Source organism: Acinetobacter sp. SWAC5, assembly GCF_003419885.1.
Taxonomy (GTDB): domain Bacteria; phylum Pseudomonadota; class Gammaproteobacteria; order Pseudomonadales; family Moraxellaceae; genus Acinetobacter; species Acinetobacter cumulans.
Genome location: NZ_QUWR01000001.1, coordinates 1 through 24696, shown reverse-complemented (window position 1 = coordinate 24696; position 24696 = coordinate 1). Strand labels below are relative to the sequence as shown.

Sequence of the window (24696 nt, the reverse complement as noted above, 5' to 3'; positions counted from 1 at the left end):
CAGCTCGCTCATTTTGGATAAATAAAAACCTTAAAATAATCATGACTTTCCTAGATAATCATCCCTAATTCAGCCATTCCATGTTATAAGATAACATCTCGTTGATTATTTGATTATTGGAATCCAATCATGACCGATTCTACATCTCCTGAAAAATCACCTTGGGGTTGGAAAGCACTCATTATTTCCTGTATTTTGGGTGCCTTGTTCATGGGCTTTTTCTGGCTTGCTGTCAGCAATGAACCAGATTACATGCCAAGCCAGCAAAAGAAAGACAATACCCAGCAGCATGCTTTTAAAAATGCGCCTGCGATGTCTCAGGAACAAATGGCTGAAGCACAGCAGCAAAAACAAGCACGTGAAGCTGCGCGCAATCAAACTGCTGAAGATATGAATATGAGCGAAAGTGAGCATGCAAATATGAACGGCATGTCGCATGGAGCATCTTCAGAAACCGCTCACGGCCATTGATCTCCTGTATAAAAAAAGCGCTGATCTACAGCGCTTTTTTTATTTTAAAAGATGTTCACATGCGTGTTTTAGTAAATGGATTGATATCACAACACAGAGGCAAATGATCACTGAGGCTCAGCCAATCTTGGGCATCACCTATCCTCAACTTTACATTTTTTAGATTCCAATATTGATCGGATGCAAAAATATAATCGATATGATAAGCCTTAAGTGGATTGCGCTGAAGAAAGAAGGTCGGCTGACTTTCATGGCCTTGTTGCTCTGCCAAGGCGCGATGATAAACACTAAAAATATTTTGTTTTTCCAGCATGCTGACCACATCTGAATGATTCCACCAGCGATCCCAAACATCCCATTTTGAATTGCTATTGAAATCCCCGCAGATCAGTACTGTCTCATCGAGTTGCGCCAAGTTAAGCTGCAAATACTTCCAAATCTGGCCAATATATTGAAAAGTCGGAGAATTGGCTTGTTTCGCCCAAACTGCAAGTAACTGTACTGTATCATTGAGTAACACAGGCAAAAAAAGCTCAAGATTTTCATCAGGTAAATGCAGTGCTTTAAGCTTTATACCTGCGCGAACAAAGATCCCTAGTCCTTTATTTTTATTTTCACCTTTCCAAAGAAAATCTGAAAAATAACGCTGATACAAGCCATTCGCCTGTTCAGGACTTTCACATTCTTGAATGACATAAATATCTGCTTGAAATTGCAAAATAGCCTCAACCTTTTTACGAAAAGCGCCATTGCAATTCCAAGTGATGATTTTCATCTTTATTCCAGTTCGAGTCGCATGTCTATATGCGGAATACCGCAATCGAGATATTCCTCACCTTGTACCTTAAAGCCAAGCCCTACATAAAACTCAATCGCATGAACTTGAGATGACAACTTAACAAAAGGTCTGCCCTGTTTTTTTGCAACCTCAATCACAGCAAGCATCAACAATTTGCCTATGCCTTTGCCACGAGATGAAGACAGCACTGCTACACGGCCAATACTGTGATTTTCCAGTAATCGCGCAGTCGCAATACACGCTTCACCATCCATGACTGCAAAATGCAGACTTACCAAGTCTTGTGCATCCCACTCATCAGCTGGAGCAATCTGTTGTTCTCGAATAAAAACTGCTTCACGCACAGGCCCCACTGCGGATTGCAATTCGCTCCATCCACCAGACAAAACTTTGAAGTTAGACATCACGTTTTCTCAGCATTTACAGCCAATATCTTGCTGGTCCCACTGATCATTCAAGAGCAATTCTAATGAATGCTTTTGAATCCCATACATCTCTTTCAATGCTTGTATTTGTGCTAATACAGCCTGATCTGGCTCACTATAATCTTGACGCTTAACCGCCAAAATCATTTTGTTCTTACTGGTATGCTCCAAGGCCACAAACTCAAACACTTTAGTTTCATAACCATAGGCTTTCAACAATAAAGCCCGAATCGTATCGGTCAGCATTTCCGCCTGTTGCCCTGCATGAATACCAAACTGTAACATCGGTGAAAGTACTTTTGGCGCAGTCAGTTGTGGACGCAATTCTTTATGACAACACGGTGCGCACATAATCATCTGCGCATTTAAACGAATGCCCGTATGAATCGCAAAATCCGTCGCGACATCACACGCATGTAAGGCAATCATCACATCCAAGCGTTCTGGCTCGTATGTACGTACATCACCTTGGAAAAAACCGAGCTGCTCAAAACCTGCCTGAGCAGATACATTTTGACAAAACTCAACCATTTTCGGATTCAGTTCAACACCTGTCACAAAAGGCGTTTGCTGATGCTTTGCCAAATAGTCATACAGCGCAAAGGTTAAATAACCTTTACCTGAACCAAAGTCGACAATATGCAAAGGCCGATCAGGCTGCTGAATTTGTTCTACTGCCCCCGCACAGATCTCAACAAACTTATTAATCTGTTTCCATTTGCGGGCCATGCTTGGAACGATTTGCGCTTTGGCATCTGTAATGCCCAGCGGTTGCAAAAATAAACTGTCCTGATCAACATAACGGTGCTTAACACGGTCATGGCCTTGCTGTTCAGCCCCAGACTTAGCGACAGCCTTATGCTGAGTGACAGTGAGCATGGCTTTTTTCTTGTTTTTCTTCAGCTGTAATTCTTCAGTGGCCGTAAATAAATTGGCCTGCTTACAACACAGTAATAACTCACGCACAATATCCAAAGCTTCACTTAAAGGATAATTTTTAGTGACATCTTGAGTTTTATATCGGTATAAAATACTCAGCATAGGTTGTTGCTGTAGTGAAATGACTCTTAAGGTCAATTTTTCAAGCTGCTCAAGTTCACCCTTGTATTGACTCAGGATCAAGCGCTCAAATTGATGCTTATCAATCGCTTGCTGAAATACATCAAGGAGTTGCTGTTCCTGTGGAAAGAGAGAAGCCGAAGCGGACATACTTTAAACCTAAAAATAATTGCAGCTAAAGTTTAAATCTTCTTACGACAAATGCAAATTTCAATTATTATACATCTGTATATTTTAAATATTGGGCGACATTAAATGATAAACAACGCTCCACTGATTCCAGATTATGACCCGCTTGAAGAACGAATTAATTATCTCAGCCATGGTGTAGGTGCAGTTTTAGCCCTTATTGCTGGTATTTTATTGGTCATTAAAGGGGCTTATTTGCCTGCATGGCAATGGTTCGGGCTATGCGTTTATGCCTTGAGCATGGTGTTATTATTTTCTGCGTCTATGCTTTATCACATGTCGACCACTGCCGATCGACGCTATTTTTATAAAAAACTCGACCATACGGCTATTTATTATTTAATCGCAGGAACCTATACCCCATTTTTAGCCATTGCTATTCCCACCACTAAAGCACACTACTTATTAATTGCTCTGTGGGTCATCGCTATAGTAGGTACACTATTCAAGTTAATATTCATTAACTCTTTCCAAAAAGTATCACTCTTTGCTTATTTGGCTATGGGCTGGCTGGCTTTATTGGTCATTGATGATATGAAACACTTTTTAAGCGCTCAAGCTTTAACCTTTTTAATCATTGGTGGGCTTTCTTACACCGTAGGCGCATTGTTTTATGCATTAAAAAGAGTAAGATATACCCACGCTATCTGGCATATTTTTGTATTGTTAGGTGCAGGATCACACTTTCTGTCCATCTATCTGTACGTGATTTAATCATCTCTTTCTTCATTTCAGCGACCCTGAGCGAGTAGAACAGAGAAGATTGCTGTTGTTTTTTTAAGAAATTACGCCTTTTTTAAAAAGATTACGCTTTTAAAACTAAGTTTTTTTTATTTTTAGTAAGTGTAAGGTCTATCATGGCGTCAACAAATTCTGCTGCGCAAGCGCCAGCAACCAATTCAAAATTTCGTGTACTTACAGCCAGCCTTGTAGGTACTACAATCGAATTTTTTGATTTCTATATTTATGCAACGGCTGCCGTTATTATTTTCCCGCATTTGTTCTTCCCTGCAAGTACAGATCCGATGACGGCGACAATTCAGTCTTTGGCTACGTTTGCAATTGCCTTCATTGCTCGCCCGATTGGCGCAGCACTCTTTGGCCATTTAGGCGACCGAATTGGTCGTAAGGCCACCTTGGTCGCAGCCTTGCTGACCATGGGGCTTTCCACCGTTTGTATTGGCTTACTCCCAACCTATGCACAAATTGGTATTTTTGCGCCGTTGTTATTGGCACTGTGCCGTTTAGGTCAAGGTTTAGGTTTAGGTGGTGAATGGTCTGGTGCAGTACTTCTGGCAACAGAAAATGCACCTGAAGGCAAACGAGCTTGGTATGGTATGTTCCCTCAACTCGGAGCTCCTATCGGCTTTATTCTTGCAACAGGTTCATTCCTCACATTAGGTCACTTCATGTCTGAAGCCGACTTCATGCAATGGGGCTGGCGTATTCCATTTATCTCTAGCGCATTGCTAGTGATTATGGGCCTTTGGATTCGTTTAAAACTTCATGAAACGCCTGCGTTCCAAAATGTTTTAAACAAACAAAAAGAAGTTAATATTCCGTTTAAAGAAGTGATAACCAAGCATTGGGGCATGCTCATTTTAGGTACAATTGCAGCCATCTGTACTTTCGTTGTGTTCTACCTAACTACAGTATTTGCTTTGCAATGGGGAACAACTCAACTCGGTTATACACGTGAAGAGTTCCTTAAACTCCAATTGGTTGCAACGCTTTGCTTTGCAGCATTCATTCCATTGTCAGCAGTTTTTGCCGAAAAATTCGGTCGAAAAACCACTTCAATTGCTGTGTGTGTAGTTTCAGCAATCTTTGGCCTCATGTTCTCTAGCTTACTTGAGTCTGGTAGCACAGCTATTGTGTTCTTATTCTTGTGTATTGGTTTAGCCATTATGGGCTTAACTTACGGCCCAATTGGTACAGTATTGTCTGAAATATTCCCGACTTCAGTACGTTATACTGGTTCTGCACTGACTTTTAACTTGGCAGGTATTTTTGGTGCATCTTTCGCGCCATTAATCGCAACTAAACTTGCGACAGGTTATGGTTTATATGCTGTAGGTTACTACCTTACTGCCGCGTCTATTCTTTCATTGATCGCATTCTTGCTGATCCGTGAAACGAAAAATGATGACGTAAACAACCAAATCTAAGTCTTGTCATGCATATAAAAACGCCAGCAATGATGCTGGCGTTTTTATTTCACTCTAGCGCTGTGCAAGCCAAGCAATTATTCAATATCAAGATTAATCTTCCAGCTCTTGCTGCAAGTCATCCATCATCAGTTGGTAAGTATCCGCAAACTGCTCTGGATCACCACCCGAATTATAATAACTCGGCACAATATAGGTCACGACCTGCTGGTGCACATCATTAAAATACAGCACATTCACCAAAGCTTCGATCTCATCTTCTTGAATACCACTGGTCAATGCTAATTGCTCAAATTTTTGGTAAAACTGTGCAGAAAACGCCTGATCACTCACTTCAGACGCACGATTAAACTCTTGTGCAAGTTGTACCAATCCTAGATTTAAATGCTCAGCTTGTTGCTCATCCAAGCCAAATAAGGTACCCACTTCTTTATAAAATTCTGACATATAATTATTCTCAAGTAATTAAAATGATCTTGTGCCAAAACTACATTTACACTATCCGCATAACAATGTGTTTTCAATCATCATGATGTTGCTTTTATCATTTTAGCCAGCACCACTCTAATATAAAGAATCTGTGAATCTCTTCACAAGAGCTGTGTTTAAATCAACTCAATAATATCGATGGTTGGTGGCACACGAAAACGAAATGGCACACCGACCATCCCCGTGCCTACAGTCACAAACACATCTGCATGTTCATGCTGATATAAACCTTTTTTATGACCTAATATCGAAACTTTTTTCATCACATAATCGGTCAGCCATGGCAATTCCACTTGGCCACCATGTGTATGCCCCGACAGCATTAATGGACGTGTTGGAAGTTCAGGTACCATATCTACCGTATCTGGATTATGCGATAAAATAATCCAAGGTTTATCTTGCGGTAACTGTGGCATAAAGCGCATATCGGCTTTACCTGCCCATAAATCACCAATGCCAATTAAACGAAATTCATTAAACTCAACCACCTGCCCTTCAATATCCATTACGTTGTTTTGGCTTAAGGCACGATTTAGCAATTCTTGTATCGGTGGTCCAGGATATTGCTCATCATGATTACCATTGACTGAATAAACAGGTGCATCAATTTGCTGTAACACAGCCAATTCTTCAGCCAATTTATTTTCAGGTTCATAAGTCCAATCGCCTGCAACCACCACTAAATCGGGCTTATGTTCATTTAATTTTTCAACAATTTGCTTTAACTGACGTTCATGGCCCGAAAACAACCCAATATGTAAATCTGCAATGAGTGCAATTTTGACAGGCTTCAGCATTTTACGGTCTTCGTGAAGCTGATATTTAAGGGTTTTTACCTGTATAAAATGTGGCTCAATAAAACGTGCATAGCATAATAGCCCCGTAATGAAGGCAATAAAAATAGCTTCATGTACGGCGTAATAACCACTCCATCCCGCATAAAAGCTAAAGAAAAACAGCGGAATTAATAAATAGGAGCAATAAAAAGCCAATAGGTGAACAAAGGCCTTAAAAGGATGTATGGTTTCCGTTCGTGATTGGCTCAGCCATGCCTGAGAGATGGCCCAAATAGCCAAGAGTCCCATTGCTATATAAAAATAAATCACCACGGAATTCATATCCCACATATATCTGCTCTATCAGTTAATCGATCAGTTTTCTTAGTCACTATATTTATCTTTTCATAGCTCGCCACTATACTCAAATCTAATTTTGAAATTAGCTTACTATATGACGAATGCCCAGCCCAAAGCTCAGCACTTAGCCCCCACTCAAACATCGCGTCCAACAAAAAAAACAGCGGTCTTACTCAGTGTGAGCTTATGTTTAGGTATTCCTGCATGTACAACATTACCCAAGCAAGTCCAGCAACCTGTTGAGTACGGTTTTAGTACACCCACAGAACAAACTACCTTAGGCAAAATTATTACCCCATTACGCGATGCTAAGCCGGGTTTAACGGGTTATCACGTCTTATATGACCCGCTTGAAGCACTGGCAGCCCGATTAGAGCTCATCAATAAAGCCGAAAAAACGCTCGATCTACAATATTACATTTGGGACAATGACAAAATTGGCTCAATGGCCCTGCATTCGATTATTCAAGCGGCAGATCGTGGGGTAAAAGTTCGTTTATTAATTGACGACAACAATGCCAAGAAAATGGAAGGCATTTATCTTGCGCTTGATCAGCACACCAATATTGACGTCAAATTGTATAACCCCTATCGCTTTCGACATTATCGCGCAATGGATATGTTGCTCGATTTAAAACGCATCAACCGTCGTATGCACAACAAAAGCTTTATTGCAGATAACCAAATCGCTTTAATTGGTGGCCGTAATATGAGTAATCAATATTACAATGTCAGTGATAACTATCAATTTTCTGATGTAGATGTGATGTTGGTGGGTTCTGCATCTGATGAAATTGTGCATTCTTTTGATGAATACTGGAACGACGATTACGCTTTCCCGGTAAAGCAATTGGTCAATCCACGCCATTACACATTGCGTTTTCCTGAACTGAAACAACAATTAGAAAAGCATGATCAAGAAGTAACAGTACAAAACTATTTAAACTTGGCCAACCGCTCCCATGCCTTTGACAATTGGCTCAACAACAGTATTCAACTGGACTGGGTTAAAGCCGAAGTAGTCAAAGATTCACCGAGTAAAATTAAAGCCAAAGCAAAAAAAGAAGAACATCTAAACTTTCAATTGCTGAATCATTTAGACCGTCCAAATGAAAGCATCGATATTGTTTCTGCATATTTTGTCCCTGAAAAAAAGGGCGCAAAACAATTAATCGATTTGGCTGCACATGGCACGAAAGTACGGGTACTGACCAACTCATTTAAGGCCAATGACGTGCCTGTTGTACATGCGTTTTATGCCAAATATCGCGAAGACTTGCTCAAAAATGACGTGCAATTGTATGAATTTTTGGCCAATCCAAATATTGAAAACTTAAATGCCAATACTGATGAATTGGCCAAAAAAGCCAAAGTCAGCATTAAAGGGCTGAGCCGTTCAAGTTTACATGCCAAACTGATGGCACTAGATGAAAAACAGGTCTTTATTGGTTCATTTAACTTTGATCCACGTTCGGCTTATCTCAATACCGAAATTGGTGTCTTGCTATATAGCCCACAATTGGCCAAAGCCGTACACCATACAATGGATGAAAACTTAAGTAAGTTTGCCTATAAACTGGTCTTAGATGCCAACCAAAATATTAACTGGAAAATTAAGCTGGCCAATGAGCAAATTCGAACCTATGAAAAAGAGCCAAAAATGAAATGGTGGCAACGTGCTGGCATGAAAATGATTGCTTGGTTACCAATCGAAGGCTTTATGTAAAAGCCTTCTTAGCATGCTGTTTAAGATGCAACAGGCGATGTATGAAGTACTTTTGCTTGTAACGCCACAAGGCCTTCTGTCATCTTCTGTTGTACTTCAGCTGTTAAGCTATCTACCGTATGCCCTGTCGAATCAATGGAAGGCAAACTCATTAAATGCGCTGTAACTTCTGGCATTTCAAGCACATTTTTTACATGCTGTGCAAAGGTCATATCATCAATAAATGGCGCCACCATATCCAGCTCACCTTGCTGATTGACATAGCAAATTAAGCAAATTTGTACAGGTTTTTGCGCCTCAATGGCTGCACCTAATAAGCGGCCATGTACCTTTTTAATTCGAGTACCATCTGTTGTGGTGGCTTCTGGAAAAAATAATACTGGACTATCTTGTTTTAAAAAATCAGTCATTTGCTCACGAATTCGCATGGAATCACCTGAGCCACGTTTAATAAATAAAGTTCCACCACCCTTCGCTAACTTGCCCAATAAAGGCCAAGACTCAATTTCTGCTTTGGCCAAAAAGAACACCCGTGCACCTGATCCCAAAACAGCAATATCTAGCCAAGAAATATGATTACTCACCCACAGTGCAGGTTCACGCGGTATTTCACCATGTACCTTCACATCAATGTTAAACACCTTACACAGTTTGCGACAAAAGTACTGCACATAACGGGTATTTTTAGGATTGTTCGGATCTTTATATAAACGGTGACGAAACACCAAATAAAACCCTGCACTTACAGCAACGACCATGGCCACGACTTTTCGAACATAAAGCACAAATCGGGAGACGCCTTTAGAGTTTGTTTGTGGATGTACTACAGGTTGAGTCATAAAATGATCGCTGTTAAAAATATTGTATTTCGTGACATAAAATGCCTTTCACGCATCATACTATACTGCGTGTTGAAATTTTACATTGATCATAAAAACCGAAAACTGTGATTTCTTTTTCCCATTTTTATCGAATAAACAAATCAATTAATATAATACTATTGAATTAATAGATCCACATTCTCATGCACAAGCTCGACCTTCAGTCAGAACAACTGTCAAAACACACCGCTTTAGCGATGATTGGTGGCCTTTCATTGCTCTATATTGGTTTTATGCTGAGCTTTGCCTTACTTTTTTCGTGGGTATTTTAAAGTAGTACTTTGCTCGGCACCTGAGTTTTCGCCTAAAATAGCTGTTTAATCTATAAATTATTGGCTGGGTGAATCATTTGAATAAACAGCACAGTGGCGATCGCGTTATTTTGGTCAGTGTAGCAGTACAAATGCTGGATGATCTCGATGCTGAAGAATTTCATCTACTTGCGCAATCGGCTGGTGCCGAGATTCTGCAACATATTCATGCCTCACGTATTAAGCCAGATGCCAAGCTGTTTATTGGTTCAGGTAAAGCCGAAGAAATTGCCGAAGTAGTTCAAGCACTTGAGGCAGATCTAGTCATTTTTGACCATGCGCTCACGCCTGCCCAAGCACGTAATCTTGAAAAAATCATGCATTGCCGTGTCGTAGATCGGACTGAACTGATCCTAGACATTTTTGCACAACGCGCACGTACCTATGAAGGTAAGTTACAGGTCGAATTGGCGCAGTTACAACACATGGCTTCACGCCTAATCCGCAGTCGTGGCAACCTAGACAGCCAAAAAGGCGGTATTGGTCTAAGAGGCCCAGGCGAAACTGTACTTGAAACAGACCGCCGTTTGCTTCGAATCCGTATGGGTCAACTCAAAGAGCGCATTGAAAAAGTCCGCCAAACCCGTATACAAGGTCGTATTGCGCGTAAAAAAGCCGCTGTACCAACGGTATCTTTAGTGGGTTATACCAACGCAGGAAAATCCACACTGTTTAATATCTTAGCAGGCAGTGATGTCTACGCAGCTGACCAACTGTTTGCCACACTTGATCCAACCTTACGCCGTTTAACCTGGGACGGGATTGGTAACTTAGTCTTGGCAGATACGGTTGGTTTTGTACGTAACTTATCGCATTCATTGGTTGAATCCTTTAAAGCAACGCTTGAGGAAACAGTCGAAGCCAGTTTATTACTGCACGTCATCGACTCGAGTAGCCCAGATATGCTTGAGCAAATTGAAGCAGTAGAAAAAGTCCTCCGTGAAATTGGTGCAGATGTGCCTGTATTACGCGTTTACAATAAAATTGATCAATCAGGTGAACAAGCGAAAATTGTTTATCATCGCCCACACCAACCTGAGCGTGTCTATGTATCTGCGCATACCTCGCAAGGACTCAATTATTTACGCCAAGCTGTGCATGAATGCTTAATGGGAAATATGCAAAGCTTTGAGCTCTCGCTAAAACCAGCCTATGGCAAATTACGCACGCAGTTTTATGTCCTCAATGTCATTCAATCCGAACATTATGATGATCATGGCAACTTAAAATTACATGTTATTATGTCGCCACATAAACTTGAACAATTGATTAAACAAGCGCATTTACCGCTTGAAGAAATCTTAGGTGAACGTGCTCAGCAGTTTCAACGTCCCCTAGAAGAATTTGAAATCGATGATCAAATCAGTTAAAACAAAAGAAATAAAATTTTAATGAAAGATCAAGAATGGATTGGATTAAAACACTCGATTGGAAAGCATGGGTCGGCACTGTTGCACTGATTATTATTTTTCGTGAAGGTGCGGTCTGGCTCATGGGGCAATTTAACCATCCAGAACTTGGAAACTTAGTAGGTCTGCTGAGCTTACTGGCCGTGCTGTTATTATGGCGTAAGTTCAAGCATCTGCCAGCACGCATGATTGATACCAACAATAAAATCATGAAAGAAAGCGCCTTTGCTTTCTTACCCATTAGTGCAGGTTCTTTGCTGATGCTCATGCATATGGGCAAAGAAATTCCGCTATTTTTAACCGTATTAGTTGTTAGCACGCTCATCCCGCTTTGGGTGTATGCCAAAATCTCTAAAACGTGGCTATAGGAGAAATTTATGCTGACTATCCTCCTTGCCTTCGTATTAACCATTATTGCTTATATCTGCGCGAAACCCATCAATAAAGTCCTACCACAAATTCCTGTGATTGTGATTGCAATGTGTTTTGTCATTGCGCTTCTTGCTGTATTTGGCATTCCTTATGAGCAATATATGTCACAAGTAAACCCATTGTTTAATCACTTACTGGGCTATGTAACCGTTGCATTGGCGATACCACTGGCTGCCATGCGCTATGATGACCTCCCACTAAAGGGAATTGTCAGTATTCTTATTTTTGCCAGTATTAGCGCTGTCGCCCTGCCAATGGGACTTGCCTATCTCTTGCACTTATCCAATGCCACCATCATGGCCTTTGCAACACGAGCAGTGACGACCCCTATTGCCATCAATATTGCAACCTTGCTTCAAGCGCCAGTCAGTTTAGCTATTTTAATTGTCATTTTATCTGGTGTGATTGGTGCTGCATTTTCACCATTTATCCTCAGGCACATTAACGATGAACGCGCCTCTGGCCTTGCACTTGGGCTAGCTGCCCATGCCATTGGAACAGCGCAAGCATGGCAACGAGGAAGCATTGCTGGTCGCTATGCAGCCTTTGGTATGGCTGTTAATGCAGTATTCACTGCAATTTGGCTGCCATCTTTCATTTTAATGCTACAAAAAATATGACTGAGTGATCATTTTTCCCTCATTGTTCCATTCGTTTATTCCACTTATAATTAAATAAGTGAATGAATTAATAGATAAATAGGAGCTTTTATTCATGCGTAAATTGATGTCAGCACTAGTCCTTAGCTCACTCTCTAGCCTTGCCTTTGCCAACGATTTAACTGGTCTGTGGCAAAATATTGATGATAAAACAGGTTCACCTAAAGCACTTTTAGAAATCCGTAAAGCCAATAACGGGACGTACACAGCCAAAGTTATTCGTATCACACCACGTGCAGGCTATACCCCAAAAGAAACGTGTGTAGGTTGCCCTGCGCCTTATACCAATAAACCTATTTTGGGTTTAGATGTCCTCACAGGCTTACGTGAGAGTACAGACAATAACTTTGATCGTGGCCAAATTTTAGATCCGCTTTCAGGAAAAATTTATAGCACCAAGGCAAAATTAAGCCCAAATGGTAAACGTTTAACACTACGTGGCTATGTTGGGGTCTCTGCATTAGGTCGCAGTCAAACATGGATTCGCCAAGACTAACAATTAGTCAAAATAAAATATGAATTTCGTCACATTTTTCTTGGCAAAATTCATTTTTTATGAAGTTTTTTATCAAAAGCTAGTTGCACGTCAAGAGATTCTTACCTAACATGAAACTAAGTTCAAAGATTGAACAGTTTAATAACTAGGAAGAAGAACGATGCATAAAAATACCAAATGGGCATCTCTCATCGGTTTACTCTTTTTAAGTACATCGGGTTTTGCTCAGGACCTCACTGGGGTTTGGAAACAAATTGACGATAAAACAGGTTCACCTAAAGCACTCATTGAAATTAAAAAAGATACAAACGGGTCTTTTAGTGGAAAGATTATCAAGATCACACCTCGACCAGGTTATACGCCACGAGAAAAATGTGTAAATTGCCCACAACCCTATACAGACCAACCTATTTTAGGCTTAGAAGTATTTAAAGGCCTCAAATTGGTGGACGAAAACAACTACGATGAAGGAAAAATTCTTGATCCTTTATCCGGGAAAATGTACAGCCTAAAAGGCAAGTTAATGTCAAATGGCAAACGCTTGCACTTACGTGGCTATATTGGAATATCAGCAATTGGCCGTACACAAATGTGGATTCGCCAAGAATAATTGCTTAGTTTCTTTGCTCTATAAGCTCAAAATCATAAAAAGGATAGCATGATGAAAAAGCTCAAACTTACAACACTTTTGATGGGTGTGTTCATGGCAGGCTCTGTTGCTGCTCAAGACTTATCTGGCCTTTGGCAACAAATTGATGATAAGTCAGGTTCCCCAAAAGCATTGATTGAAATTCGCAAAGAAAACAATGGTACGTTTACAGGTAAAATTATTAAGGTGACCCCACGCCCAGGTTATACTCCTCAAAAAACCTGTAATAACTGTCCTGCACCCTATACGAATCAACCTATTTTAGGCATGGATATCCTAACTGGGTTAAAGCATGTAGATGGTACAGAAAACTATGAAAAAGGTCGCGTGATCGACCCACTTTCAGGCAAAGTTTATGATGCAAAAGTTCGTATTAATGGCAATGGTAAACGCCTAACGCTTCGTGGCTATATGGGTGTTTCAGCCCTAGGCCGTAGCCAAACATGGCTTCGTCAAGACTAATTTTTCCGACCTATCAAAAACCGCCACAAGGCGGTTTTTCTACTTTATATTGATCATTTTTTAAAAAATAAAGTTGACTATTCTAGTAAACTTTATAACATAGGCCCGCAAATTAAAAAGCTTTTTTAGGGGGGTTGGACGATCATGTTGAAAAGTATTTTGCTTGCTGTAAGTACCTTGTGTTTTGCAGGACATTCTTTTGCAGAAGATATCTCTGGTTTTTGGCAACAAATTGATGATAAATCAGGGGCTGCCAAGGCAATTATCTCAATTCAACAAGATGACAATAATAGCTATACAGGTAAAATTATTAAAGTTACCCCACGCCCAGGCTATACACCGCAAAAGACCTGCAACAAATGCCCTGCCCCGTATACGAACCAGCCAATTTTAGGCATGGAAATCATTAAAGGTTTAAAGCATATTAAAGGCACCAATAACTATGAAAAAGGTCGTATTATTGACCCTCTTTCAGGCAATGTATATGACGCTAAAGTCCGCTTGAATAGCACAGGTAAGCGCCTCACCATTCGTGCCAGTATCGGCGTATCAGTCTTAGGTCGTAACCAAACTTGGATTCGTTTAGATTAATCCAGTATAAAAAAAGCCCCTCAATAGGGGCTTTTTTTATGATTATCTTTTAATATCTACAGTTGCACTGGATTATCCACCGAAAACAGCTTTTGATCTTCTAGACGGTAAGCGATCAACTGATTCCCCCAAACACATCCACCATCAACATTTTGAATCTGTGTCGAAATGGTTTTGCCTTGTAGTGCCGCCCAATGTCCAAAAATTACCTGATGGGTCTGAGCCGCCTGTGATTCAAATTCAAACCATGGCTTGAATCCTTCTGGCATTGGATCATCGAGTGAGTCTTTAAAACTAAACTCTAAGCGACCTTCTGCATCGGTTAAGCGCATACGAGTCAAATAATTGGTAATACAACGCAAACGCTCATGACCCGTTAAATCGTCAGACCAAAGCGTTGGCTTCTTGCCATACATATTTGCTAAAAAATCATCCAATACCGCAAAGTCTTCATCTGAAAGTACAGCTTCTACTTCTTTGGCTAAACGAGCGGTTTGCTCTACGCTCCAATTGCATGGAATACCGGCATGCGTAATCACGGTATGTTCATTCGGAAATAAACACAGTGGTTGCTGACGAAGCCATTGAATCAAGTCATCACTTTCTAAGGCATGAATAACATCTTCAGTCTTGTCCTGTGGCTTAATCTCTTTAATACCACGCGCAACTGCCAATAAATTTAAATCATGATTGCCGAGCACAGTTGCAGCTACGCCATTATCAACTAACTTCTTGATAAAGCGAATTGCGCCCAAAGAGTTTTCTCCACGAGCAACCAAATCACCCGCAAACCACAAAAAATCCTGATCTGCATCAAACTTAATTTCTTTGAGTAATGCTTTTAAAGCTTCAAAACAGCCCTGCACATCACCAATTACATAATTATATCGAACTGCGCGTGTCATCTTGTTAAACCATTTGATCAGCTAAAGCAACGAATTGAGCCAATGTTAAGGTCTCTGGACGAGCCATCGGATCCACCCCAGCATTTTCAAATCCATCTTCAACCAACATTCCTTTTAAGCTATTACGCAAGGTTTTACGACGCTGGGTAAACACATGTGAAACTAACCGCGCTAAAGCTTTTTCATCTTTCGCGACAATTGGTTTATCTGCATAAGGCTCTAAACGAAACACAGCAGAAGTCACTTTTGGTGGCGGATTAAACGAACCTGGTGGTACTTCAAACAAAAATGTTGGTTTACAGAAGTATTGAATCATCACCGATAAACGACCATATTCTTTGGTGTTTGGCGATGCTGTAATGCGATCTACCACTTCTTTTTGTAGCATGAAGTGCATGTCTTTAACTTTGTCACCAAACTCCAAGAGATGGAATAACAAAGGTGTAGAAATATTATACGGCAAGTTGCCGACTACGCGCAGAGGACGCCCCTCAGCAAACAATTCGGTAAAATCGTATTTTAATGCGTCGGTTTCTACAATGGTTAAACGCTCAGGATATGGCACACGACCTGGCAATCCTGCAGCTAAGTCACGGTCAAGTTCAACCACGGTTAAAGCATCACATTCACCAATTAAAGGTGATGTAAGTGCAGCAAGACCTGGACCAATTTCGACAATATTGTCACCAGTACGCGGGTTTACCGACCGTACAATTTTAGCAATGACACGTTGGTCATGTAAGAAGTTTTGCCCAAAACGCTTACGCGTGTGATGCCCTTCGTCTTTTGGGTTTAGGGCATTAATTTGATACATAGACATTTCCAACGTGTAAATAAGACAAAATCATGAATGCGCTAAATCAAGCGCCAAATCCACAGCAGCATGCAAGCTGGAGCATTTTGCTAAACCAGTGCCTGCGAGGGAGAGTGCTGTGCCATGATCAACAGAAGTACGAACAAAGGGTAAGCCCAAAGTAATATTGATAGCTTCACCAAATCCTTGAGATTTTAACACAGGTAAACCCTGATCGTGATACATCGCCAAAACTGCATCTGCATCTTTTAAGTTTTCAGGGGTAAATAAAGTATCTGCAGGTAAACTGAGACTCATATTGATTCCCTGGGCACGATAGCGCTCAAGCACAGGATTAATCACTTCAATCTCCTCCATGCCCAAATAGCCATCTTCACCTGCATGCGGATTTAAGCCACACACCAAAATATGCGGATGATCTTTTTTAAATTTGGTTTTTAAATCATGAATTAAAATATCAATCACTTGATGCAAACGTTCTTGAGTAATCGCATCTGCCACTTCACGTAAAGGCAAATGTGTTGTTGCCAACGCCACACGTAAAGTTTTAGTTGCCAGCATCATCACTACGCATTCTACACCAGCAAATTCCTGATAATACTCAGTATGTCCACTAAAATGAATTCCTGCTTCATTGATCACTGACTTCTGCACAGGCGCTGTCGCAACCCCCACACTTTTGCCAGACATCGCATAATCAGCAGAACGTCGTAATTGCTCTAAAACATAAGCTGCATTTTTCGGATTTAACACACCCAACACAACATCTTCATATAAAGGCACATGCTCGACATACAGTTGCCCTTGGGCAGCGGGTTCTTCTTGCCCTTTATATTCAATAATCTGAATATTGATATTTAACATTTTGGCACGATCGCGCAACATATCTATGTCAGCCAAAACGACAATTAGTCGCTCATCAACACGTGCTGCCAAACTCAAGCTAATATCAGGCCCAATGCCAGCAGGCTCACCACTGGTAATATATAAAGGACGCATGTGTTTATCCTGTATGTGTAATCCTCTTATTATACTGTGCGATACGCATGAGGGGCCGAATTAAATTGACTAAAAATGAATGGTCAAAATATGTGAGCCTAAATACTCATCAACCACGATAATCTTTCTTCCAACAACAATCCAATCTATAGATCAATGGAAAAATGACACTAGAAACCTGAAGTCAACATCTAAAAAAGATCATTGCGCCATCAACACCCTGTAAACAAATCCAATATATAAATACTAAAAATAACGTGCTCCATCCCCCTACGAAAACGCAACCCAGATCATAAAAATAAAGATCCAAATGAGCGGATTTAGCAGATTAGAATCTGACATCATTTATTTTCATCTGCTTTTTTAATATTTTCTGAATTCTCTGCTGTTTATTGCTGAAGAAATGTACTAGAATACAGCGCTTGAAATTTATATTTTCATTTGTGATTCTTCACGTTTTCGTTTAGAATCGCGTCTCCTTTTGTTTGGACAGCTTCCATAGTCCAAACCAACTATAATAGGTAGTGGTTTAATGAAAACTCTCAGCGCTAAGCCAGCTGAAGTTCAACACGACTGGTACGTTGTTGATGCTTCTGGCAAAACTTTAGGTCGCCTTGCGACTGAAATCGCTCGTCGTTTACGCGGTAAGCACAAAACTTCTTATACTCCTCACGTTGACACTGGTGACTACATCGTTGTTATCAATGCTGAGCAAGTACAAGTGACTGGTAAAAAATCACTTGATAAGAAATACTATCGCCACACTGGTTTCCCTGGTGGTATCCGCGAAACTAACTTTGAAAAGTTAATCGCTCACAAACCAGAAGCAGTTCTTGAAAAAGCTGTTAAAGGTATGTTGCCAAAAGGTCCTCTTGGTTATGCAATGATCAAGAAGATGAAAGTGTATGCAGGTACTGAGCATCCACACGCTGCTCAACAGCCACAAGTTTTGGACATCTAAGGGATACAGCACATGGCTACTAATTATGGTACAGGTCGCCGTAAGACCGCAACTGCACGTGTTTTCTTGTCAGCTGGTACAGGCAAACTCGTAATTAACAACCGTTCTTTAGAACAATACTTCGGTCGTGAGACTGCTCGTATGGTTGTTAACCAACCTCTAGAGCTTCTTGAAGCTACGACTAAATATGACCTTTACATCACTGTTGCTGGTGGTGGTATCGGTGGTCAAGCTGGCGCTATCCGTCACGGTATTACTCGTGCGTTGATCGCTTCTGACGAAACTCTTAAACCTGCTCTTCGTCAAGCTGGTTTCGTTACTCGTGATGCTCGTGAAGTTGAACGTAAGAAACTTGGTTTACGTAAAGCACGTAAACGTCCTCAATTCTCTAAACGTTAATTCGTTTTCCGAATTCGGACAAAAAAGCCTTGGATTTTCCAAGGCTTTTTTTATTTATTAAGCCATATTTAAATCTTTTTAAATTTGGTAACTAAATACCCCCAAATAATCAGATTAAACTCAGAGAGATCATTTTTTACCCAATAATTCTTTCCACAATCTTCTGGATATTCCTCATCAAAATCAGCATGAGATTTATATGCCACAGCCAAGGCAATATAAAAATCCATTCCCATAAAAATTATGGCAATTAAAAATAGTAACTTAGACAACATCATAAAGTGCATTTGCTATTTTCACTTAGATGCAACTAATTTTTCTTAAATGCATCATCAATTTTTTACTTTGTTTTAAATTTATCCTCTAGTAAAGATACCAATATACACAACCTAGGATCCCCGAAACGATAAAACTCACAATACAAGTTTTATAGGCAATATTTCCATACCTTAACCAGCGCTCAACTTCTTCATCAAAATCATCTTCATCTAACCAAAGCTCCTCGCTTCGCCAAAAAGCTTGGTTAAAATATCCATTTGCAGTACCTATAGAGATTATACCGATCAAAATAAATGTATAAATCAACGCCTGTATTATCATTATTAAAGTTCTCTATTTTTAGAATAAATAAAATTGTTTCCGTGATTTTAATCCCCAATTTTAGTATTCTATATTATTCAATTCACCAAAACTTGGGAAATATGTCAGTCGAAAATGCGCCTTTACAAGGGATTACACTGTATAGCCATGCGGATGACTTTCGCTCACATTGGATTCGATATGTCCTTGCCGAGAAACAAATAAAATATAATTTAATTATTGTTGATGAAGAAGATGAGGATCTGGCGAGCCTAAATCCTTATAACCAATTACCAATGATGATTGAAAATGAGTTAAAACTTTTTAATACTGCAATCATTTCAGAATATTTAGACGATCGCTATCGACAAAACAAACTGTATGCCGATGCACCAATGCCTCGCGCAGAACAACGCCAATATATCTGGCGCTTTGAACAAGATTGGATGAAATTAGCGGATATTATGCTTCGCCATCCAGATACACTGAATGAAGAGAATCGAGTTAAAGCACAAAAGCAACTACGCGATACCCTTATTTCACTCACACCCTTGTTTCAGCATTTCCCATATTTTATGTCTGAACAATTAAGTATTTTAGATTGCATGCTAGCCCCTATATTTCTGCGTTTAAAAAGCATGGGGATCGAACTACCTGCACAACACTGTCGCCCAATTCATTTATATTGCCAACGAATTTTTAGTCGTCCTGCATTTATCAAATCTATGACATTGCAAGAAAAAAATCGTTATGGCATGTCATTAGCTAAAGCATAGGTTTTATTATGTCTGAACAAGAATTAAATATCACACCCACACGTCCATATTTAGCGCGTGCTATTTATGAATGGGTTTGTGACAATCAACTCACCCCTTACCTTCTTGTCGATGCAACACAACCTCACACCAGCGTACCAGAACAATTCATTCAAGATGGTCAAATTACGCTAAACCTTGCACCACATGCCGTACACGCACTTCTTATTAGCAATGAAGCTATTAGCTTTTCTGCACGCTTTGGTGGCGTATCACGTGATTTATATATCCCAATGTATGCAGTAATTGGTCTATATGCCCGTGAAAATGGTCAAGGTTTATTCTTTGATCCAAGTGAATATGAACATATCAATACAGATCAAAATGCTTTAAAATCAAGCAATGAAGAACAAACCGAGCAACCAAAGAAAAAACCAAGTTTAAGGTTGCTAGATTAAAAATTAACGGAGCACATGAATGGCTTTTGATTTAGTACAATATTTTTCAGAACAAATTGACACTCAAAAGCCAGCGCTTTTAAGTCAACTTAACCGCCAAGAACGTCGAGAGCATATTCAAGAAATTAATGCACTTACACTCGGCGAGTTAATTCAACAATGGCGTGAAAACGAAACCAAAGTCTATCAAGAAATTAATGCTCTTGATCCACTGTATATTCAAGAAGTTGCTCGACATCTCACCACCTCTGCACACAACGAATCAATTCTTGCTAAAGCAGAACTAGAAACTCTCACCAGTGAAATATTTTCTCTTCAGCTACATGAGCTTAAACAACTCCATGATACGGGTAGTCATACACAAAACAGTATTCGAGAACTACTGATTGGTCAAATTGAACATCTTTCTGGACAAGCAAATGACTGGGTTTGGTCAACAAACAACCTAACAGAACTTATTGGCTCTAAACCAATCCCTCAGGACGATATATCATTAGATGCATCTATGAAGGAGTTTAATCAAATGGTTAGCCAACAACACACACAAGACGATCAAGCACAAACTGAAACTGTTGTGAGCATCCCAACATGGTCTAAAATTTTAGAACCGATTGTTGCACTCGCAGTTTTATGGGTTTTGGCTTCAGCAGCCTGCAATATTTTTGCTTAATATGAAATCAAAGTGTTTCAGCAATATTGCATTGCACACTTAAATACAAGCCCAGCACTTAAAACTGGGCTTTTTTACCCCCCATTGCTTGCCAAAAAAACATCGATCAACAGTTTTTAAGCCAATTACAAATGAATTACTTAACGGTTATTCTAATAATATAAGCAATAATAATAACATCATGCAAAATCGCATGATTTTTTAGAAGTATTAAAAACTCATTTAAACAGTAAGTGTTTAATTTATTTCATTTTAATATATGAATTCTTTATATAAGAATAAGATTTTTAAGTAATAAAATATGGCTTATTATTTTTTTAAGAGCTAAAAATCATACGCTTAATTATTTATATTTTTGTATACTTTTGTAACCAATCCCGCAAAACCTGTAAAATTTCATGTTTTTTCGTACAAATTACATTTTGTAATATTGAAATAATTTTACCAAAACTTAGTAATTTAGTCTGATTTAAACAAAATTTTAAATCATAAATGCAAACTAACGCACACTATTTATTCGCCATTTTTCACAATCTCGATCTAAAAATTATGCATTGTTGAAAAGATATATTGCTTTGCTAATAATAAATTTAAGTAATTAACCTCTGAAATTAATTACCGTAACAAACAATAAATAAACAACATGTATAACCGAAAGAGAGAAATAACTATGGCTAAAGTATCATTAGATTCACTCACAAGTATTGATGGTTTTCATGCTGCAGCACTTGTAGACGGAGAAAGTGGCCTTGCACTAGCGACTCAAGGTGGTGGGGATATTGACTTAGAATTAGCAGCTGCTGGTAATACCGAAGTTGTTCGTGCTAAACGCCGTGTAGCACAGTCATTAAACCTAAACGATAGTATCGTTGATATTCTAATTACTTTAGGCAAACAATATCACTTGATCCGCCCATTAGAAAAAAATGAAAATGTTTTCCTATACTTAGTACTTGATCGTGCAAAAGCTAACTTAGCAATGGCACGCCATGAGTTAAAAGCATACGAAAAAAATCTTGATTTCACCTGATTCAAAAAAACCCCTTATATATTTATTATATAAGGGGTTTTTATTCCCCCGCTATTTCTAAATCACATTCCGTTCAGTTGATAGAGAGATAATAATGAATAAGCAATATATTAATATTGCAATTTCTGGTTTAAGTATTCACGATGCTGAAGAGCTCAAAGGCCAGCTAAGCAATATAATAGACAATAAATTTAACATTCAATGGAAAACTGCAACCGATATTAATTTAGACTGCTTATTTATTCATGAAAATTTCTTTGATACCGAAGGGATTCAACGCATTTTAAATAATAAAAGTTTTCCTTGGCTAAAAGTAGCCAAAGACAATAACCTATCAGGTAAATTAGAAAATAATACGCTCTATCTACCTATACAAAGTACACAAGATTTAAATCAATGGATTGATCAACATATTATCCATAATGATTTTACACCTCCGCTTGATGAGCCAGTAATCCCAGTAAAAAGAGCCACTCAAGCTACTCTCAAAGAAAATCATCCATATACTGAAAGCTATTTCAAAACAATGTATGACACCGATGAAGGTCACCATAAGCTCTATATTTCAGATGCACAAGGTGCCTTAGGCGTGATTGATATTAAGCAAAATTTAGTGTTCTGTAATTCTGAACGTAAAGATTTCGAAACAGATTTTAGTTTTAATTATGAATTTGCCTCGACTTCACATCTTATTAAAGCTTCAAGAAAAGACTGTTATATCTTACAAGATTGGATATGGAATCTTTTTTGGTTCTCTCCAAACTTTTATCAAATTGCACCCGAAGATGGCCATTATCGAATACATTTTTGGCCAAAACCGCAAGATCGTGAAAATCGTAAACAAATCTTCCAAATGTCAGCTTGCTTTATTCAAGGCGCCAAAATTTCAAAAATTTCGGAACAACATAATATCCCTATACAAACGGTACGCCGTTTTATTGCAGCAAATATGGCTTCAGGTAACTTAAGTAAAATTAATATTTGGGATAACCATTACAACCCACCAGAAACTCTTGAAGAAAAACCCGAAGAAAGTCTAATCAAAAGTTTTTTTGGAAAAATTCGCAGAAAATTTGGTTTCTGATATAGGGAGAATATCTATGATTCTACAGCAATACAAAATTGTATTTGCAGGTTCTATGGGTGCAGGAAAAACTGAAGCAATTCGTTCGCTTTCTGATGTACCCGTACTATTAACAGAAGCCTTCAATACCGACCAAGACAGCCATGAAAAAATGGAAACAACAGTAGGTATTGATTATGGTGAAGTAACTTTAGAAGACGGTGTAAAAATCGGATTATATGGTACACCTGGGCAAAGTCGTTTTGATTTTATTTGGCCTGTGATTTGTAAAGGTGCAATCGGTGCTATTATCCTTATTGATCATAATTCAGAAGAACCTTTACAAGAGCTTGAAAGCTATCTAGAAACCTTTCAAAACTACACAGATAATATCGCCATTGGTATTACACACGTGGATGATAATACAAGTACCAATTCTTTGAGTATGTATAAAGAATGGCTTATTAGCCAAGACTTATTTTCACCTCTGTTTTTTATAGATGCGCGTAAAAAAGACGATGCTCTTTTGCTGTTAGAAGCATTAATCACATCTGTTGAAGTTAACCACAATATCAGCGCCTAAGGAGCACTTATGTTTAAGATCAAAGAAAAACGTGCTGCTTCACCTGAACTCATTCATGTTGCGAAACAAGAATTACAAAATATTATGTCCAATGTACGTGGCGTAAATTTTGCAATGGTTTGTTCAACTGATGGTTTTGAACTAGAAACATTACACAAAAGAGATATCTACAATAATGGAAAATTGGCTGCTGTCAGTAGCTCAATTCTCGCAATGGTCACAGCATTTACACAAGAAATTCACTTAATTGGTTGCCAATCTATTACGCTTGATGCGGAAAATGGTAAAGCGATATTAAGCTCAGTTCAAGCAAAACAACATCCAATGATTCTTGTTGTACTTGCGGATAAGGATGTGTTGCTTGGTCAGTTACTATACGCTTTAAAAAACTCAAGTAATGTGATTAAAAATGCTGATCAAGATTTTGATGATTAAAATACATTACATGATTCTTAAATTCTAGAACACTCAAATCATCTTGCTTTGAGTGTTTTTTTATCTCTTTTCTTCGTAAAGTAACCTCCCCCCCTTAGACCCTAATATCCTCCAAGCCCTCTTTCTGTATATCCTTTATTTATAACATTCCAATTTTTCTAATTTCCATAATATTTTTCACACATAAAAAAACACCCCCAACGATTTAGTTGAGGGTGTTTCGAATAATGAGCTGGCGATGACTTACTCTCACATGGGTAACCCCACACTACCATCAGCGCTAAGAGGTTTCACTTCTGAGTTCGGGAAGGGATCAGGTGGTTCACTCTTGCTATTGTCGCCAGCACAACTGTTTATGGATACTCGTTAGGTCTTATTGAGATGCCTTACTTTCTACCAAATAGAATTCATTAACAGGTATATTTGAGTTGATTTTAACATAAAGCATAGCTTTATGTCTTGCGCTCGGACAAACATAATTAATGTTTGTTTATTCCTCGCTCATGTATCTAGCTTTTCAACTAAATCAAGTTTGATTGATTATATGTGAATCAATTGATGCTTAATACAACAACTGTTTGGGTGTTGTATAGTCAAGCCTCACGAGCAATTAGTATTGGTCAGCTTCATGCGTCACCGCACTTCCACATCCAACCTATCAACGTCGTAGTCTTCAACGGCTCTTTAGAGGAA

The 24696-nt window shown here is 39.1% G+C and carries 32 protein-coding genes and 2 rRNA genes; 21 read left to right on the top strand and 13 right to left on the bottom strand.

The window, feature by feature from the left end:
- Positions 1-129: 129 nt before the first annotated feature.
- Positions 130-471, top strand: coding sequence for a hypothetical protein (locus DYI81_RS00165; protein ID WP_106985932.1), 342 nt, complete (start codon positions 130-132; stop codon positions 469-471).
- Between the two features lie 55 nt (positions 472-526).
- Here the strand turns inward: DYI81_RS00165 and DYI81_RS00160 are convergent, their stop codons facing one another.
- Genes DYI81_RS00160 through DYI81_RS00150 form a run of 3 tightly spaced genes read right to left on the bottom strand, consistent with a single transcriptional unit; the run spans position 527 to position 2904 of the window.
- Complete coding sequence (locus DYI81_RS00160; RefSeq protein ID WP_117006360.1) at positions 527-1246, bottom strand: endonuclease/exonuclease/phosphatase family protein; 720 nt, start codon at positions 1244-1246, stop codon at positions 527-529.
- A gap of 2 nt (positions 1247-1248) precedes the next feature.
- Positions 1249-1674: a GNAT family N-acetyltransferase gene (locus DYI81_RS00155; protein WP_117006359.1), complete on the bottom strand. Its 426-nt coding sequence runs from the start codon at positions 1672-1674 to the stop codon at positions 1249-1251.
- Between the two features lie 9 nt (positions 1675-1683).
- Positions 1684-2904, bottom strand: a complete 1221-nt coding sequence (locus DYI81_RS00150; RefSeq protein ID WP_117006358.1) for an SAM-dependent methyltransferase — start codon at positions 2902-2904, stop codon at positions 1684-1686.
- A 108-nt stretch (positions 2905-3012) separates the two neighbouring features.
- Between DYI81_RS00150 and DYI81_RS00145 the strand changes: the two genes are divergently transcribed.
- Entirely contained in the window at positions 3013-3657 is a 645-nt protein-coding gene (locus DYI81_RS00145) for a hemolysin III family protein (protein ID WP_171356287.1), read from the top strand.
- Between the two features lie 143 nt (positions 3658-3800).
- Entirely contained in the window at positions 3801-5111 is a 1311-nt protein-coding gene (locus tag DYI81_RS00140; protein ID WP_106986585.1) for an MFS transporter, read from the top strand.
- Between the two features lie 93 nt (positions 5112-5204).
- Here DYI81_RS00140 and DYI81_RS00135 read toward each other — a convergent pair whose 3' ends face one another.
- Positions 5205-5558 (bottom strand): hypothetical protein, encoded by a 354-nt coding sequence (locus DYI81_RS00135; protein ID WP_106986584.1) that lies wholly within the window; start codon positions 5556-5558, stop codon positions 5205-5207.
- A gap of 158 nt (positions 5559-5716) precedes the next feature.
- Positions 5717-6727 (bottom strand): metallophosphoesterase, encoded by a 1011-nt coding sequence (locus tag DYI81_RS00130; protein ID WP_117006357.1) that lies wholly within the window; start codon positions 6725-6727, stop codon positions 5717-5719.
- Positions 6728-6830: 103 nt separating this feature from the next.
- Here DYI81_RS00130 and DYI81_RS00125 point away from each other — a divergent pair, with 103 nt between their 5' ends.
- Positions 6831-8462 carry a phospholipase D family protein gene (locus DYI81_RS00125; RefSeq protein ID WP_117006356.1) on the top strand — a complete coding sequence of 544 codons (1632 nt, stop codon included), beginning with the start codon at positions 6831-6833 and terminating at the stop codon, positions 8460-8462.
- Between the two features lie 20 nt (positions 8463-8482).
- On the opposite strand, the gene DYI81_RS00120 is transcribed toward DYI81_RS00125, so the two are convergent.
- On the bottom strand, positions 8483-9301 hold the full coding sequence (locus DYI81_RS00120) for a lysophospholipid acyltransferase family protein (protein ID WP_117006355.1): 819 nt from the start codon (positions 9299-9301) through the stop codon (positions 8483-8485).
- A gap of 185 nt (positions 9302-9486) precedes the next feature.
- Here DYI81_RS00120 and DYI81_RS18195 point away from each other — a divergent pair, with 185 nt between their 5' ends.
- The 8 genes from DYI81_RS18195 (at position 9487) to DYI81_RS00085 (ending at position 14352) form a co-directional block, all read left to right on the top strand.
- The gene (locus tag DYI81_RS18195) at positions 9487-9615 is read left to right on the top strand and encodes a hypothetical protein (RefSeq protein ID WP_256733497.1); all 129 of its coding nucleotides are present in this window, start codon (positions 9487-9489) and stop codon (positions 9613-9615) included.
- Positions 9616-9683: 68 nt separating this feature from the next.
- Complete coding sequence (gene hflX, locus DYI81_RS00115) at positions 9684-11024, top strand: ribosome rescue GTPase HflX (protein WP_117006354.1); 1341 nt, start codon at positions 9684-9686, stop codon at positions 11022-11024.
- 35 nt (positions 11025-11059) lie between these two features.
- Positions 11060-11431, top strand: a complete 372-nt coding sequence (locus tag DYI81_RS00110; RefSeq protein WP_106986579.1) for a hypothetical protein — start codon at positions 11060-11062, stop codon at positions 11429-11431.
- Between the two features lie 9 nt (positions 11432-11440).
- Entirely contained in the window at positions 11441-12115 is a 675-nt protein-coding gene (locus tag DYI81_RS00105; protein WP_117006353.1) for an LrgB family protein, read from the top strand.
- 94 nt (positions 12116-12209) lie between these two features.
- Positions 12210-12650, top strand: a complete 441-nt coding sequence (locus tag DYI81_RS00100; protein ID WP_106986577.1) for a DUF2147 domain-containing protein — start codon at positions 12210-12212, stop codon at positions 12648-12650.
- A gap of 160 nt (positions 12651-12810) precedes the next feature.
- Positions 12811-13260 (top strand): DUF2147 domain-containing protein, encoded by a 450-nt coding sequence (locus DYI81_RS00095; RefSeq protein WP_106986576.1) that lies wholly within the window; start codon positions 12811-12813, stop codon positions 13258-13260.
- Between the two features lie 51 nt (positions 13261-13311).
- Complete coding sequence (locus DYI81_RS00090) at positions 13312-13761, top strand: DUF2147 domain-containing protein (RefSeq protein WP_106986575.1); 450 nt, start codon at positions 13312-13314, stop codon at positions 13759-13761.
- A 144-nt stretch (positions 13762-13905) separates the two neighbouring features.
- Entirely contained in the window at positions 13906-14352 is a 447-nt protein-coding gene (locus DYI81_RS00085) for a DUF2147 domain-containing protein (protein ID WP_117006352.1), read from the top strand.
- A 56-nt stretch (positions 14353-14408) separates the two neighbouring features.
- Here the strand turns inward: DYI81_RS00085 and DYI81_RS00080 are convergent, their stop codons facing one another.
- The 3 genes from DYI81_RS00080 to pdxA are packed head-to-tail and all read right to left on the bottom strand — an operon-like array spanning position 14409 to position 17070.
- The gene (locus DYI81_RS00080; protein WP_106986573.1) at positions 14409-15257 is read right to left on the bottom strand and encodes a symmetrical bis(5'-nucleosyl)-tetraphosphatase; all 849 of its coding nucleotides are present in this window, start codon (positions 15255-15257) and stop codon (positions 14409-14411) included.
- 4 nt (positions 15258-15261) lie between these two features.
- Entirely contained in the window at positions 15262-16071 is an 810-nt protein-coding gene (gene rsmA, locus DYI81_RS00075) for a 16S rRNA (adenine(1518)-N(6)/adenine(1519)-N(6))-dimethyltransferase RsmA (protein WP_106986572.1), read from the bottom strand.
- 30 nt (positions 16072-16101) lie between these two features.
- Complete coding sequence (gene pdxA / locus DYI81_RS00070) at positions 16102-17070, bottom strand: 4-hydroxythreonine-4-phosphate dehydrogenase PdxA (RefSeq protein WP_106986571.1); 969 nt, start codon at positions 17068-17070, stop codon at positions 16102-16104.
- Between the two features lie 532 nt (positions 17071-17602).
- On the opposite strand from pdxA, the gene rplM reads away from it, so the two are divergent.
- Positions 17603-18031, top strand: a complete 429-nt coding sequence (rplM, locus tag DYI81_RS00065) for a 50S ribosomal protein L13 (protein ID WP_002117832.1) — start codon at positions 17603-17605, stop codon at positions 18029-18031.
- 12 nt (positions 18032-18043) lie between these two features.
- On the top strand, positions 18044-18430 hold the full coding sequence (rpsI, locus tag DYI81_RS00060; RefSeq protein WP_106986570.1) for a 30S ribosomal protein S9: 387 nt from the start codon (positions 18044-18046) through the stop codon (positions 18428-18430).
- A gap of 68 nt (positions 18431-18498) precedes the next feature.
- On the opposite strand, the gene DYI81_RS00055 is transcribed toward rpsI, so the two are convergent.
- Together DYI81_RS00055 and DYI81_RS00050 are read right to left on the bottom strand one after the other, a co-directional pair.
- Complete coding sequence (locus tag DYI81_RS00055; protein WP_106986569.1) at positions 18499-18708, bottom strand: hypothetical protein; 210 nt, start codon at positions 18706-18708, stop codon at positions 18499-18501.
- An 85-nt stretch (positions 18709-18793) separates the two neighbouring features.
- Positions 18794-19030 (bottom strand): hypothetical protein, encoded by a 237-nt coding sequence (locus DYI81_RS00050; RefSeq protein ID WP_106986568.1) that lies wholly within the window; start codon positions 19028-19030, stop codon positions 18794-18796.
- Positions 19031-19131: 101 nt separating this feature from the next.
- Between DYI81_RS00050 and DYI81_RS00045 the strand changes: the two genes are divergently transcribed.
- The 7 genes from DYI81_RS00045 (at position 19132) to DYI81_RS00015 (ending at position 24003) form a co-directional block, all read left to right on the top strand.
- Positions 19132-19785, top strand: a complete 654-nt coding sequence (locus DYI81_RS00045; RefSeq protein WP_106986567.1) for a glutathione S-transferase N-terminal domain-containing protein — start codon at positions 19132-19134, stop codon at positions 19783-19785.
- Between the two features lie 8 nt (positions 19786-19793).
- On the top strand, positions 19794-20222 hold the full coding sequence (locus tag DYI81_RS00040; protein WP_106986566.1) for a ClpXP protease specificity-enhancing factor: 429 nt from the start codon (positions 19794-19796) through the stop codon (positions 20220-20222).
- A 19-nt stretch (positions 20223-20241) separates the two neighbouring features.
- The gene (locus tag DYI81_RS00035) at positions 20242-20892 is read left to right on the top strand and encodes a hypothetical protein (protein WP_106986565.1); all 651 of its coding nucleotides are present in this window, start codon (positions 20242-20244) and stop codon (positions 20890-20892) included.
- 670 nt (positions 20893-21562) lie between these two features.
- Complete coding sequence (locus DYI81_RS00030) at positions 21563-21922, top strand: hypothetical protein (RefSeq protein WP_106986564.1); 360 nt, start codon at positions 21563-21565, stop codon at positions 21920-21922.
- A gap of 94 nt (positions 21923-22016) precedes the next feature.
- On the top strand, positions 22017-23006 hold the full coding sequence (locus DYI81_RS00025) for a helix-turn-helix domain-containing protein (protein ID WP_117006351.1): 990 nt from the start codon (positions 22017-22019) through the stop codon (positions 23004-23006).
- 16 nt (positions 23007-23022) lie between these two features.
- Complete coding sequence (locus DYI81_RS00020; protein WP_106986562.1) at positions 23023-23568, top strand: ATP/GTP-binding protein; 546 nt, start codon at positions 23023-23025, stop codon at positions 23566-23568.
- Between the two features lie 9 nt (positions 23569-23577).
- Entirely contained in the window at positions 23578-24003 is a 426-nt protein-coding gene (locus tag DYI81_RS00015; RefSeq protein WP_117006350.1) for a roadblock/LC7 domain-containing protein, read from the top strand.
- A gap of 230 nt (positions 24004-24233) precedes the next feature.
- Here the strand turns inward: DYI81_RS00015 and rrf are convergent.
- Both rrf and DYI81_RS00005 read right to left on the bottom strand, forming a co-directional pair.
- Positions 24234-24348, bottom strand: a 5S ribosomal RNA gene (gene rrf / locus DYI81_RS00010).
- Between the two features lie 244 nt (positions 24349-24592).
- Positions 24593-24696 (bottom strand): 23S ribosomal RNA (locus DYI81_RS00005); the annotation flags it as partial.